This is a genomic window from Noviherbaspirillum saxi, from assembly GCF_003591035.1.
Classification (GTDB): Bacteria; Pseudomonadota; Gammaproteobacteria; order Burkholderiales; family Burkholderiaceae_D; genus Noviherbaspirillum; species Noviherbaspirillum saxi.
This window is the reverse complement of sequence record NZ_QYUO01000003.1, coordinates 200,216-213,716: the sequence shown is the minus strand read 5'-3', so window position 1 is coordinate 213,716 and position 13,501 is coordinate 200,216. Positions and strand designations below refer to the sequence as shown.

5 protein-coding genes, 4 tRNA genes and 3 rRNA genes are annotated in these 13,501 nt (G+C 54.5%); 9 read left to right on the top strand and 3 right to left on the bottom strand.

The window, feature by feature from the left end; all coding sequences use genetic code 11:
• Positions 1 to 123 precede the first annotated feature (123 nt).
• Both D3871_RS24250 and D3871_RS24245 read left to right on the top strand, forming a co-directional pair.
• Positions 124 to 200, top strand: a tRNA-Arg gene (locus D3871_RS24250).
• 102 nt (positions 201 to 302) lie between these two features.
• A tRNA-Leu gene (locus D3871_RS24245) sits at positions 303 to 387 on the top strand.
• Positions 388 to 578: 191 nt separating this feature from the next.
• Here the strand turns inward: D3871_RS24245 and D3871_RS24240 are convergent.
• The gene (locus D3871_RS24240) at positions 579 to 1,712 is read right to left on the bottom strand and encodes a BMP family ABC transporter substrate-binding protein (RefSeq protein ID WP_119771693.1); all 1,134 of its coding nucleotides are present in this window, start codon (positions 1,710 to 1,712) and stop codon (positions 579 to 581) included.
• Between the two features lie 295 nt (positions 1,713 to 2,007).
• The gene (locus D3871_RS24235) at positions 2,008 to 3,489 is read right to left on the bottom strand and encodes an alpha/beta hydrolase family protein (protein ID WP_119771692.1); all 1,482 of its coding nucleotides are present in this window, start codon (positions 3,487 to 3,489) and stop codon (positions 2,008 to 2,010) included.
• Positions 3,490 to 4,130: 641 nt separating this feature from the next.
• Between D3871_RS24235 and D3871_RS24230 the strand changes: the two genes are divergently transcribed.
• From D3871_RS24230 to rrf, 5 genes are all read left to right on the top strand, one after another.
• Positions 4,131 to 5,661, top strand: a 16S ribosomal RNA gene (locus D3871_RS24230).
• Positions 5,662 to 5,733: 72 nt separating this feature from the next.
• Positions 5,734 to 5,810 (top strand) — tRNA-Val (locus D3871_RS24225).
• A 60-nt stretch (positions 5,811 to 5,870) separates the two neighbouring features.
• Positions 5,871 to 5,946, top strand: a tRNA-Gly gene (locus tag D3871_RS24220).
• A 251-nt stretch (positions 5,947 to 6,197) separates the two neighbouring features.
• Positions 6,198 to 9,075, top strand: a 23S ribosomal RNA gene (locus D3871_RS24215).
• Between the two features lie 156 nt (positions 9,076 to 9,231).
• A 5S ribosomal RNA gene (rrf, locus tag D3871_RS24210) occupies positions 9,232 to 9,344 on the top strand.
• The 16S, 23S and 5S rRNA genes sit together here with 2 tRNA genes alongside, the layout of an rRNA operon.
• A 181-nt stretch (positions 9,345 to 9,525) precedes the next feature.
• On the opposite strand, the gene D3871_RS24205 is transcribed toward rrf, so the two are convergent.
• Positions 9,526 to 9,921 (bottom strand): hypothetical protein, encoded by a 396-nt coding sequence (locus D3871_RS24205; protein WP_119771691.1) that lies wholly within the window; start codon positions 9,919 to 9,921, stop codon positions 9,526 to 9,528.
• Positions 9,922 to 10,389: 468 nt separating this feature from the next.
• On the opposite strand from D3871_RS24205, the gene D3871_RS24200 reads away from it, so the two are divergent.
• Both D3871_RS24200 and D3871_RS24195 read left to right on the top strand, forming a co-directional pair.
• Complete coding sequence (locus tag D3871_RS24200) at positions 10,390 to 11,802, top strand: DUF2868 domain-containing protein (RefSeq protein ID WP_119771690.1); 1,413 nt, start codon at positions 10,390 to 10,392, stop codon at positions 11,800 to 11,802.
• A complete protein-coding gene (locus tag D3871_RS24195; RefSeq protein ID WP_233575800.1) occupies positions 11,795 to 13,195 on the top strand; it encodes a GTPase/DUF3482 domain-containing protein in 1,401 nt (466 codons plus the stop codon). Before D3871_RS24200 ends, D3871_RS24195 begins: the two co-directional genes overlap by 8 nt.
• Positions 13,196 to 13,501 lie beyond the last annotated feature (306 nt).

Here is a 13,501-nt window from a genome sequence, read left to right as displayed (position 1 = left end):
AAAAGAGAAAAAGCGGCGCTGTTGTTGCGATAACGGCACGATGACGAAAGCTCCCCATTGAGCAGAAGATTAATGCAATTAAATTTCCGAATAGAAAATGCTCGTGCTATACTGCTGCGCCTTGCGGCTGTAGCTCAGCTGGATAGAGTACTTGGCTACGAACCAAGGGGTCGTGGGTTCGATTCCTGCCAGCCGCACCAGTAGTTTCTATGAAAGAGTTAGGGAATATTCCCTAACTCTTTTGTAACTCATGTCATACGGATTTGGTGTGAACCAATTCGAATGGCGAGCAAGAATGCCGGGCCCAGATGGTGGAATTGGTAGACACGCAGCGTTGAGGTCGCTGTGCCGAAAGGTGTGGAGGTTCGAGTCCTCTTTTGGGCACCAACAGGATGACAATTGAGCGGCCGCGAAAGCGGCCGTTGTCATTTTTCCCATCGAAGGTTCCAGTCATAGCTGTCGGTTCCTCTATTCCCTCCAAAACTGACTTTCCTTGATTGGATTGGCGAGAAAAGTGCTACGGGAATCTGTTGGAAGCAACGAAATACTGTCAACCCGCCTGTAAATGGTCGACAAGCTCACTTCATCGAGCCCTGTACACCTTTAACAAAATAATCCATCCGTCGTAGCGCAGCATCATCTGGAACCACGCCTGATGCAATCACCGTGCCGCCATCCCGGTTAATAACCGGACCTTGAAAGGGATGTAGTCTTCCCGCTCTCATTTCGTGCGTCTTCTCACCAAGCAGCAGAATCAGGTCGTAAGCCAGTTCAGGATTCGGTGATGCTATGCGCGTGACATGGTGCCGCACGCCGAGCCAGATGGTTCCCTGCTTCCATGCGTTTTGCATCAAGCTGACCACCACCTTCATATAGTAAGGCGTCCAATCGATGATCGCTGATCCAACGTGAGCCTTTGATCCGTAGTGCTTCATGTCGGAGTCCCAGCCAAATGCTTTTACTCCCTTTTCCTCGGCAGCCTGCAGCACGGCGGAGGAGTCGGTGTTCTGCAATAGCACATCGGCGCCGTGACGAATAAGCTCTAATGCCGCTTCGCGCTCTTTGGCAAAGTCTATCCATTTATTTACCCATATGACCTGGGTTGTAACTTCGGGCCGGACAGATTGTGCTCCCAGAGTGAAGGCGTTGATGTTTCGGAAAACCTCGGGTATCGGCACCGACCCGACGAAGCCCAGCTTTCCTGTCTTAGTGACCTTTCCGGCAAGGATGCCGGCAAGATAAGCACCTTCGTAGGTACGCGCTTCGTACACCGACAGGTTGGCCGTAGTCTGGTTGCCGCCGACATGATGAAATTTGACGTTCGGATGATCTTTGGCTACTTTTAACATGGCGTCCATATAGCCGAACGAGGTACCAAAAATCACGCGATTGCCTTTTATAGCCAGATCGCGGAAAGCCTTTTCCGCATCACGTCCGGCTGGCACGTTCTCTACATAGCTGGTGACAACTCTTTCTCCCAATTGAGCCTGAAGAGACTTGCGTGCCTGATCATGCGAGTAAGTCCAACCGCCATCGCCTACCGGTCCAACATAAACGAATGCGGCCTTGACCGGGTCAACGATACGCGATGGAGCGGCGTCGTTTGCAGATAAGTTCGTTTCACCGTCTTTGCCTAACGCCTTGGCCATCAATGACGGGCAGGTAGTCAACAGTGCCAGCTGGAGTATTTTCCGCCTTTTGCTATCACCCATTCGATCTCCTTGATGAGAAAAGGTGGAACCTTCAACTTTATATTTGTGTTTTCATTTGTAAGTATCTTGCCTGTTGGACTGTCCACTTCCATCATTGGATCCTTATACTGCTTATATCGTTTCCATGAATGATGGCGCATATAGATTAATGTCCACTGTTATAGGCATGTCTGATCGAAGTTTAGTGATCTGAGACAGGCATCCGGGGCGGACGAGAGGACGTCGCTTCAAACAACCGTGGAGGCCTGAGAGCTACGTGTGAACTTAGTCTGGCTGTCTCGGCTTTCTATCGATGCTATGGGCAGGAGGGTAATATCTTTCGCACCGCATTCAGCGCCCCCGAGTCGTCGGGTCCCGTCGTGTTTCTGGTGAAGGAGCAGCCATAGTTTGCGTTGGCTACGACCGCTGGATTGAGCACATCGTCACCGGCCGGCTTGGTGCCGAATTGTTCCCAGGTCACCATCGACTGGAATGCCTCGACTTGTTCGGTAATCGTGAAGTCGCAGTGGCCAGGAGAGCGGATCGCCCGTTGGATTAACCACCGGTCGCTACCGTTTGCCAGTGCCCGTCTCTTATAGATTTGCTGCATGCTGAACGGAACGAACAGATCACCCAGCGAATGCAAGGTCACCACGGGAACGTCGAATTGCCCGTTCACCTTGGGTACCCAGCGCAATCCGTCGGTACGTCGGGGATTAGCATCGGACGCCGAAGTCACGCGCAGGATAGTCGCATTCATCGTCTGCTCCTCGGGCGAGAGCGCAGGATCGGCATCGAGTTGGTAGGCGATGCCCGTTGTGTCCGCGATGTTCTTGGTGAGGATGCCTTCGATAGTGCCGTCGTCGCCAAAGCGGCGCCAGACTGGATCCTGAAAGGGTTTCAGCTTGAAGCTGTCCTCAGCGATGGGTCGTGGCCCTCCCGTCAGACTGATGAATGCTGCGCTCAGCTTACGACCCTGGTCTGTCGGGAAAAGAGGGAAGATTCGCCACAGTGCATCCTTGATTCTTTCTTCCTTACCCGCGAAATCGGTGACTGGAAACGTGGTGGCCGGAAGGCCGCCAAGATACTGCGCGGCGAGCTGGTAGGCAGTCGCGTAATTGAACAGATCGGTATCGCCCACAACACCGCACATCGACAGCGCGCCGTTATATCGCACTTTGTTGTTTGCTGTTTCCAGGGTTTCCCGTTCGATTGCTGCTGCTGCGACATGTCCGCCCATCGACGCTCCGACGATGTAAATCTTCGACGGCGCCGGCAGAGGACGGCTGTTTTGTGCGGCAATGGTGGTGAATGCTAGCGCGAGGGCGTTGGTGTCTTCAACACCGGCGCGGACATCATAGCCATTCTTGCTGAAGCTGGCGGCTGCCCATGCATAGCCATTTTCTACCAGATAGCGGCGTATCGGAACATCGGATACTTTCAGGACAGGCTCCAGACCATCATAACCATGGGCGTACAGCACCAGCCGGCCGTTCCATCGTTTCGGGACTTCGATGCGGTAACCGCTGCCGTTTAGAACGCCGGCCCATCTGTCCGTTTCAGCCGCCACACCTGCCATTGGGCCGAAAGGCAGTGCCGTCGGATCGAGCGTATAGATCCTGGAGTCTTGAAGACGACTGGCTTGCCCGGTCGGCGTAACGGCGGACGTTGGAGGAGGAGTTGCCGTCGCTCCTGTTTCGATTGCTGTTGATGGCGAGTCCGTGCTGTTGCCACCACATCCGGCAAGAAAAATAATTGGAGAAATGATTGCCTTGAGTAATCCCGATGTTATTTGCATTTTCGCCTTTGGAATTATTAGGTGCATCATGCGGCCGTCGTCCTCAACGCTCTAGTCTGCAATGCAAATGGATGAAGAGTGCGAGAGTGCGGGCGCATCGATTTGGTCTGGTCGCACTAAATCCTTTACCTGTTCTACATTGAGAAAGTGCCCGACGTTTTTATCCGTCAAGTCCGACAAAGCATGACAATTGTCAAAAGAAACCGATTTGAATTCGAAAAGCCGAGCCTTGTTCAGCACAGCTTGAATGTATTTACAATTTTTCAACACACAAAAAAATTTGGCATAGTTCGAAAGTCTTTGCTATAGTGCGCCTCCCGTCACGACACGCAGCAAACAAAGCGCGGAAGCGAAGGGTGCAAGGGATGCAAAATGGTCCTTGAAGCGCAGCAGATGGTCCCTGCATTGCAGTGGGCGGCGACAGACACAACGCTCTGTCGGAGCAAGCGGATCTTTAACAACTAACAGCCGATAAGTGTGGGCGCTTGGTGGGGTGGGGTTGATGGTTTCGGCCATTGGCATTACACAAGTATCAAGTGCTCACGAAGAAATATAGGTAAGCATCGCAAGATGTTACTTGTCAGTATTTTGAGTGGGCGACGCCTCTTCGGAGGTTGCCAGCAATGGCACAAACAGAGATTGAACTGAAGAGTTTGATCCTGGCTCAGATTGAACGCTGGCGGCATGCCTTACACATGCAAGTCGAACGGCAGCGCGGGGGCAACCCTGGCGGCGAGTGGCGAACGGGTGAGTAATGTATCGGAACGTGCCCTAGAGTGGGGGATAACTAGTCGAAAGATTAGCTAATACCGCATACGATCTAAGGATGAAAGTGGGGGACCGCAAGGCCTCATGCTCGTGGAGCGGCCGATATCTGATTAGCTAGTTGGTAGGGTAAAGGCCTACCAAGGCGACGATCAGTAGCTGGTCTGAGAGGACGACCAGCCACACTGGGACTGAGACACGGCCCAGACTCCTACGGGAGGCAGCAGTGGGGAATTTTGGACAATGGGGGCAACCCTGATCCAGCAATGCCGCGTGAGTGAAGAAGGCCTTCGGGTTGTAAAGCTCTTTTGTCAGGGAAGAAACGGTCTGGGTGAATATCCTGGGCTAATGACGGTACCTGAAGAATAAGCACCGGCTAACTACGTGCCAGCAGCCGCGGTAATACGTAGGGTGCGAGCGTTAATCGGAATTACTGGGCGTAAAGCGTGCGCAGGCGGTTGTGCAAGACAGATGTGAAATCCCCGGGCTTAACCTGGGAATGGCATTTGTGACTGCACGGCTAGAGTGTGTCAGAGGGGGGTAGAATTCCACGTGTAGCAGTGAAATGCGTAGATATGTGGAGGAATACCGATGGCGAAGGCAGCCCCCTGGGATAACACTGACGCTCATGCACGAAAGCGTGGGGAGCAAACAGGATTAGATACCCTGGTAGTCCACGCCCTAAACGATGTCAACTAGTTGTCGGGGATTAATTTCCTTGGTAACGCAGCTAACGCGTGAAGTTGACCGCCTGGGGAGTACGGTCGCAAGATTAAAACTCAAAGGAATTGACGGGGACCCGCACAAGCGGTGGATGATGTGGATTAATTCGATGCAACGCGAAAAACCTTACCTACCCTTGACATGGTCGGAATCCTGGAGAGATCTGGGAGTGCTCGAAAGAGAACCGGCGCACAGGTGCTGCATGGCTGTCGTCAGCTCGTGTCGTGAGATGTTGGGTTAAGTCCCGCAACGAGCGCAACCCTTGTCATTAGTTGCTACGAAAGGGCACTCTAATGAGACTGCCGGTGACAAACCGGAGGAAGGTGGGGATGACGTCAAGTCCTCATGGCCCTTATGGGTAGGGCTTCACACGTCATACAATGGTACATACAGAGGGCTGCCAACCCGCGAGGGGGAGCTAATCCCAGAAAGTGTATCGTAGTCCGGATTGTAGTCTGCAACTCGACTGCATGAAGTTGGAATCGCTAGTAATCGCGGATCAGCATGTCGCGGTGAATACGTTCCCGGGTCTTGTACACACCGCCCGTCACACCATGGGAGCGGGTTTTACCAGAAGTAGGTAGCCTAACCGCAAGGAGGGCGCTTACCACGGTAGGATTCGTGACTGGGGTGAAGTCGTAACAAGGTAGCCGTATCGGAAGGTGCGGCTGGATCACCTCCTTTCTAGAGTAAAGCCATCGCGTCAAGCGTTCACACTTATCGGTGTGTTAGAAAAATAGCCAATTTGCATAAAGCAGGTCTGTAGCTCAGCTGGTTAGAGCACTACCTTGACATGGTAGGGGTCGTTGGTTCGAGTCCAATCAGACCTACCACTTTATGCGGTAGAAATATCAAACCTAAGTTGATCGCATGTCGTCATGCGATATGACAAAGCGGGAATAGCTCAGTTGGTAGAGCGCAACCTTGCCAAGGTTGAGGTCGAGAGTTCGAGACTCTTTTCCCGCTCCATCAACTTAGGTTTGATCTTTTGAGATCATTGGCTGTTTTTGTTCTTTAACAATCTGGAAGAAGTAGTAAAGAATTTATCAGTATGGACTGATGCGTTTGTGATGAGCGCGTTGGGAGATACTGGTGGGTTGTGATTGTATCAATCATAGGTAGGAAAGAGTTCTCGTGGTAACACGCGAGTAGTCTGGACTACGGCATATTCAAACTCATACTTTATAACGGGATTCTGGCGACAGAAGCCAACGTTATAGGGACAAGCGAATAAGTGCACATGGTGGATGCCTTGGCGATATCAGGCGATGAAGGACGTAGTAGCTTGCGATAAGCTGCGGGGAGCGAGCAAACACGCATTGATCCGCAGATTTCCGAATGGGGAAACCCGGCCCTTTGGGTCATCACTCACTGAATACATAGGTGTGTGAAGCGAACGCGGCGAACTGAAACATCTAAGTAGCTGCAGGAAAAGAAATCAACCGAGATTCCCAAAGTAGTGGCGAGCGAAATGGGAACAGCCTGCAAGATTTAGCAGTAGCGATAGCAAAACGGATTGGAAACTCCGGCCACAGAGGGTGATAGCCCCGTATGCGAAATCGGTATTGTGGAACTAGGCTTGCGACAAGTAGGGCGGGGCACGTGAAACCTTGTCTGAACATGGGGGGACCATCCTCCAAGGCTAAATACTCGATATCGACCGATAGTGAACCAGTACCGTGAGGGAAAGGCGAAAAGAACCCCGGAAGGGGAGTGAAATAGATCCTGAAACCGTGTGCATACAAACAGTAGGAGCCTCGCAAGGGGTGACTGCGTACCTTTTGTATAATGGGTCAGCGACTTACATTCAGTGGCAAGCTTAACCGAATAGGGAAGGCGTAGCGAAAGCGAGTCCGAACAGGGCGATTTCAGTCGCTGGGTGTAGACCCGAAACCAAGTGATCTACTCATGGCCAGGATGAAGGTGCCGTAACAGGTACTGGAGGTCCGAACCCACTAACGTTGAAAAGTTAGGGGATGAGCTGTGGGTAGGGGTGAAAGGCTAAACAAACTTGGAAATAGCTGGTTCTCTCCGAAAACTATTTAGGTAGTGCCTCAAGTATCACCACCGGGGGTAGAGCACTGTTATGGCTAGGGGGTCATCGCGACTTACCAAACCATTGCAAACTCCGAATACCGGTGAGTGCGAGCTTGGGAGACAGACGTCGGGTGCTAACGTCCGGCGTCAAGAGGGAAACAACCCAGACCGCCAGCTAAGGTCCCCAAGATTGGCTAAGTGGAAAACGAAGTGGGAAGGCTAAAACAGTCAGGAGGTTGGCTTAGAAGCAGCCATCCTTTAAAGAAAGCGTAATAGCTCACTGATCGAGTCGTCCTGCGCGGAAGATGTAACGGGGCTAAGCCAGTCACCGAAGCTGCGGATCTGCAGTAATGCAGATGGTAGGAGAGCGTTCTGTAAGCCTGCGAAGGTGTCTTGTAAAGGATGCTGGAGGTATCAGAAGTGCGAATGCTGACATGAGTAGCGATAATGCGGGTGAAAGGCCCGCACGCCGTAAGCCCAAGGTTTCCTGTTCAACGTTCATCGGAGCAGGGTGAGTCGGCCCCTAAGGCGAGGCAGAGATGCGTAGCTGATGGGAAGCAGGTTAATATTCCTGCACCGTCGTTAGATGCGATGGGGGGACGGATCGCGGAAGGTTGTCCGGGTGTTGGATGTCCCGGTTTGTGCATCGAAGAAGGCGCTTAGGCAAATCCGGGCGCGCAATTCAAGGGTGTGCGACGAGTGGCCTTGTGCCGCGAAGCAATCGGAAGTGGTTCCAAGAAAAGCCTCTAAGCTTCAGTCTAACGAGACCGTACCGCAAACCGACACAGGTGGGCGAGATGAGTATTCTAAGGCGCTTGAGAGAACTCGGGAGAAGGAACTCGGCAAATTGGTACCGTAACTTCGGGATAAGGTACGCCCTGGTAGTTTGAAGGCCCTGCGGCCTGAGGATGAAGGGGTTGCAATAAACTGGTGGCTGCGACTGTTTAATAAAAACACAGCACTCTGCAAACACGAAAGTGGACGTATAGGGTGTGACGCCTGCCCGGTGCTGGAAGATTAAATGATGGGGTGCAAGCTCTTGATTGAAGTCCCAGTAAACGGCGGCCGTAACTATAACGGTCCTAAGGTAGCGAAATTCCTTGTCGGGTAAGTTCCGACCTGCACGAATGGCGTAACGATGGCCACACTGTCTCCTCCCGAGACTCAGCGAAGTTGAAATGTTTGTGATGATGCAATCTACCCGCGGCTAGACGGAAAGACCCCATGAACCTTTACTGTAGCTTTGCATTGGACTTTGAACCAATCTGTGTAGGATAGGTGGGAGGCTATGAAGCGGTGACGCCAGTTGCCGTGGAGCCAACCTTGAAATACCACCCTGGTTTGTTTGAGGTTCTAACCTTGGTCCGTTATCCGGATCGGGGACAGTGCATGGTAGGCAGTTTGACTGGGGCGGTCTCCTCCCAAAGTGTAACGGAGGAGTTCGAAGGTACGCTAGGTACGGTCGGACATCGTGCTAATAGTGCAATGGCATAAGCGTGCTTAACTGCGAGACTGACAAGTCGAGCAGGTACGAAAGTAGGACATAGTGATCCGGTGGTTCTGTATGGAAGGGCCATCGCTCAACGGATAAAAGGTACTCTGGGGATAACAGGCTGATTCCTCCCAAGAGTTCATATCGACGGGGGAGTTTGGCACCTCGATGTCGGCTCATCACATCCTGGGGCTGTAGCCGGTCCCAAGGGTATGGCTGTTCGCCATTTAAAGTGGTACGTGAGCTGGGTTTAAAACGTCGTGAGACAGTTTGGTCCCTATCTGCCGTGGGCGTTGGAAGTTTGAGGGGGGCTGCTCCTAGTACGAGAGGACCGGAGTGGACGAACCTCTGGTGTACCGGTTGTCACGCCAGTGGCATTGCCGGGTAGCTAAGTTCGGAAGAGATAACCGCTGAAAGCATCTAAGCGGGAAACTTGCCTCAAGATGAGACTTCCCCAGGCCTTGAGCCTGCTAAAGGGTCGTTCGAGACCAGGACGTTGATAGGCTGGGTGTGGAAGCGCAGTAATGCGTTAAGCTAACCAGTACTAATTGCCCGTGCGGCTTGTCCCTATAACCTTGGTAGTTATAGACAAGTATGAAGCGTATGCCCGATTGGACATCACGCCCGCCAAAATAAGCGCAGAACCCCTGCGCACTACTTCTTCCCAGATTGCGTTGTTTGACGGATTAGCAATAACGATCCTGCAAGCAACACTACCAGTTATGCCTGATGACCATAGCGAGTCGGTCCCACCCCTTCCCATCCCGAACAGGACCGTGAAACGACTTCGCGCCGATGATAGTGCTGCAACCAGTGTGAAAGTAGGTCATCGTCAGGCTCGTACCCCCCAAAACGCCTCCAGCTACACCGCTGGGGGCGTTTTACTTTGCGCACCCCACGCACCAAGCACCACCGCTCCACAGTTCCACCACTCCCCGCTTCACATACACCACCGCTTCCCGATTCCGGCAACTGCGCACGTCCCGTACGTCGCCGTCATGCTGCTCGCCTCGTCAAGGCTATGCGGTGAATTGGATCGCGCCCGATGCAAAATACCAAGCAAGGGCGCAAACCAGCGCCATGACGACCGTGCCTGTAATGCTGTACACGATTCTCATTTTGCGTTTGCGTACGCTTTCCTGTTCGGCACGACGTGACTGTGCAACCATCCGTCGAGCCGCAAGTTCCGACTGCTTGCGCTCCCAAAGCTTGCGTTTCTGCTCGCCTTCGTCATGCTGCGGTTTGCGCCGTGCATGAGATCGCAACGATGCCGGCTCACGTGGATTGGCTTCAGGGGCCTCGGAAAGTCGATCGAGGTTTTTCGGAAATATATCTTGTTCTGACTTCAGGCGCGCTTGCCCATTGCCCTTCTGACGGCGTTTTTTACCTGCGCGGGACTTGTTCGGTTGTTTCATAAAGCCGTATCTGGATGAGTTGTATGTAATACATGCTCCACAGAGCAAAGCTTCTGTGTACGCATGGATAATTTGAAAAGAATGTCTAGGACCAGGGACAAGCCAAAACAGTTCCAAACGACAATGTGAATGTTCGTGCATCTATCTGATCGACAAGCTTCCGCTAGACCTCCATCAAACTCATAGGCAAACTCCCGCTTCATGGAACATTAATTTCCTGTTAGGAAGCGAATGCCCCAGCGTCAAATAAGTGTGTCAGGACATGCTTTTTTGAAAAGCTTTCGCACGTATAGAGCCTTTGCGAACTGCGTAGCGACCGCCAGATGCTTCACAAGCGCTCCTCTGTCTCTTTCGGCGTCCGGGTTAAACGAAAAAAGCGCCGCTTGACCGGAATCCGGTTTGCGGAAGCATCGTACTGTTAAGATTTCCCCTTCGCCCCTTTCCTGCCTAGTCCAGGTATGCCAGCCAATGCTCCAAGACAGAAAGAACCGCGAGTCCCAAATTGCCCGCTCTCGCGCAGCCGATATATTGATCGCCGAGACGATCCGTCTGATGGAGCAGTCAGGTCCGCTTGAGGATCAGGCCGCGCTGCGCGAGGCTTTCCGCACCGCGACCGGGCGCGAGGAGCGCTTGCTGGAACGTGCCCGCCTGATCGGGCACAGGCTGATGCTGGATCGCGAGCTTGAGCGGTGGCGCGAGCTTGCATGGTTCGCCGGGCTGTTTCTTGCGCTGCTCGCCTTTTTCGCAGCCTACGGTTCCGCCGCTGCCGTCATCGGCAGTGGCCGCACCGTGAATGCCGTGACGGCTTTCTTCGCACTACTTGCGATGCCCATGCTTACCCTGGCGTTCTGGGGCGCGGCAACGCTCTCAGGCAGCGGCTCTGGCATGTTCGCACATCTTTCCTTTGGCAACCTGCTGCTGCGGCTGGTCGCGCGCTTACCGGGTGAACGCAATGCGCACGCACCCATGATGACAAATGCGGCGCATGCGCTGCTGCGCCGTTCGCGGCTGCTGCCCTGGGCGTTCGGTGTCGTCAGTCACGCCGTGTGGGCGGCGGCTTTCGTACTGATCCTGATCGCGCTCTGGTTCGCTTTCTCGTTCCAGCAATACCGGCTGACCTGGGAGACGACGATTCTCGATGCCGATTTCTTTGTGCGCTTTGTCACCGTGACCGGCACGCTGCCGCACTGGCTAGGCTTCCCACTGCCGGATGCTGCCACGCTACTCAATCCGGCGGCACCGGGCGGGGATCATCGGGCTTGGGCATGGTGGCTGATCGGCTGTGCTTTCGTGTATGGCTTGCTGCCGCGCGTAGTGCTTGGCATGGTGAGTTGGACGGCATGGCGGCGCGGCCTACGACGGCTGCATATCGATACTGCAGATCCGTACTACAGCAAGTTGCTCGCTCGCTTCGAGGAGATGGAGCAGTCGCAGGTAACGGACCCGGAACGACGCCAGCTGGCGCGGCACAGGGTGGCGCCGTTGGCGAGTGACGCGAGCAGCGCGGCGCGTGTCGTGGTCGGTTTCGAACTGCCGCCGGAAGTAGCATGGCCGCCACAAGTGTTGGCGCAGGTTGAGTTGCTGGAGCACATCGCAGGTGCAGGCAACGAGCGCCGTGACATGCTGGACAAACTTGCCTTGCTTCGGCCGCGCGCATTGCTCGTCGTCTGTCATGCCGCATCGACGCCGGATCGCGGTACGGAGCGTTTCCTCTGCGAGGCGGCACGCCTGGCGATGCATACCGCGTTGTTACTGATCACGCCCAGGCACGGCGAAGGTGTGCAGCGCTGGCAGGGCTGGCTGGAGCAGTCCGGCATGCCCATCGTATGCTTTACGGACCCCATACAAGCAAAGGCATGGATGGAGGGTGTCTATGGCTGAGCCGGTTCAGATCGCCGTGGTAGGCCACACCAACGCCGGGAAGACGTCACTGCTGCGCACGCTTACGCGGCGAGTCACCTTCGGCGAAGTGTCCGATTACCCCGGCACGACGCGCCATGTGGAGGCAATCGAGCTCAGGGTGGATGGCATGAGCGCGGTGCGCTTCTTTGACACGCCAGGGCTGGAGGACGCCGTCACGCTGGCGGACTACATGAAGGCGCAGGACAATTGCCCGACGCCTCCGGACCGCATCCGTGCCTTCCTTCAAGGGCCGGAAGCGAAAGCGGCGTTCGAGCAGGAGGCCAAAGTGCTGCGCAAGATGCTGGAGGTCGAGGCGGGCATCTATGTCATTGATACCCGCGAGCCGGTGCTGCCCAAGTTTCGCGCCGAGATCGAGATCCTGACCTGGTGCGCCAGGCCGATCATGCCGGTGCTGAACTTTGTGCGTGACGCGTACAGCCGAACGGAAGAATGGCTGACGATGCTTGCGGCCTACAACCTGCATGCGTATGTGCAGTTCGATGCGGTGGCGCCCTTTGTCGGCTCCGAGCGGCAGCTGTATCAGGACATGGGAACGCTATTGCGTAACCGACGTGGCGAACTCGCCCGCGTCGTGGAGGAACTGGAGTTTCAGCGGCGTGAACGGCAGACAGCCGGAGGCCGGGTTATCGCCGAACTGCTGGTTTCCATGGCGGCCCTACGCCGTTCGATTTCGCAGGACGATTTCGCCGCCCCACACCGGCGTGATTCAATCATCGGCGAATTTCGGTTAACGGTGCTGCGCGCCTCGCGTACCGCCATCGAAGATCTACTGACTGTCTATGGCTTTCGCAGCGGAGACGCCGATGTCACAGTCCTCCCGTGGCTGGACGGACGTTGGGAGAGGGACTTGTTCAGCCCCGAAACGCTACGTGACGCCAGCCGCAAGCTAGGCACAGGCGCTGCCGTCGGTGCTGCCATTGGCCTCACTGCAGATCTTGCACTGGCCGGTCTCTCGCTTGGCACTGGCGCAGCACTTGGTGCAGCAATCGGCGGGCTGGCGAGCCAGGGCTGGGGCCAGTTCGGGCGCAGGCTGGCGAACAAGATACGCGGCGTGCAGGAATTGACGCTGGAAACCGAAGTGCTGTTTGTGCTGTCGGAACAGATGCTGCAGCTGCTCATGGCGCTGGAACGACGCGGACATGCGGCACAAGGGCAGGTTGAGGCACCAGATGCGAATATAAAGGCCAGTGCGAAACTAAAACATCTTGTTAATGAGTTGCAGGTGGCGCGTACTCATCCGGATTGGGCATTGATTCAAGCTCCGGGTGCTTCTCCTGATCCGCGGCGGATGCAACTGGTCGAGGTTGTTAGCAAACAACTGATGCTGTTGAGCGAGGCATGCGCCGCTTAAGGGTGAGTAAATAGCATCCGGTTAGCGATGGTTTGAAATTGCGCGTGGGCGAACAGATTCGACGTCCATTAATGGGAATTGCATTTATATATTTATTCTTTCGCTAACATCGACGATATGGTTTCGCGCCGAGTCTCACGCATCGAGCATGTTTGATGAGCGTTTCGACAACTTCCGGGCCCGAATCTATATGATCGCAAGAGAGCAAGCCTCGCTTCCGGCAGCATCTATTGTTACAGCTGCAGCTGCATTGCCTGTTTTTCCGAAGTGAATATCTTGATCTATTCGCTTAATCAAGATACTTGC

Bases quoted from the DNA above. Each gene is read 5' to 3' on its own strand.
- D3871_RS24240 (WP_119771693.1), bottom strand. From the start codon at position 1,712: ATGGGTGATAGCAAAAGGCGGAAAATACTCCAGCTGGCACTGTTGACT.
- D3871_RS24235 (WP_119771692.1), bottom strand. From the start codon at position 3,489: ATGCAAATAACATCGGGATTACTCAAGGCAATCATTTCTCCAATTATT.
- D3871_RS24205 (WP_119771691.1), bottom strand. From the start codon at position 9,921: ATGAAACAACCGAACAAGTCCCGCGCAGGTAAAAAACGCCGTCAGAAG.
- D3871_RS24200 (WP_119771690.1), top strand. From the start codon at position 10,390: ATGCTCCAAGACAGAAAGAACCGCGAGTCCCAAATTGCCCGCTCTCGC.
- D3871_RS24195 (WP_233575800.1), top strand. From the start codon at position 11,795: ATGGCTGAGCCGGTTCAGATCGCCGTGGTAGGCCACACCAACGCCGGG.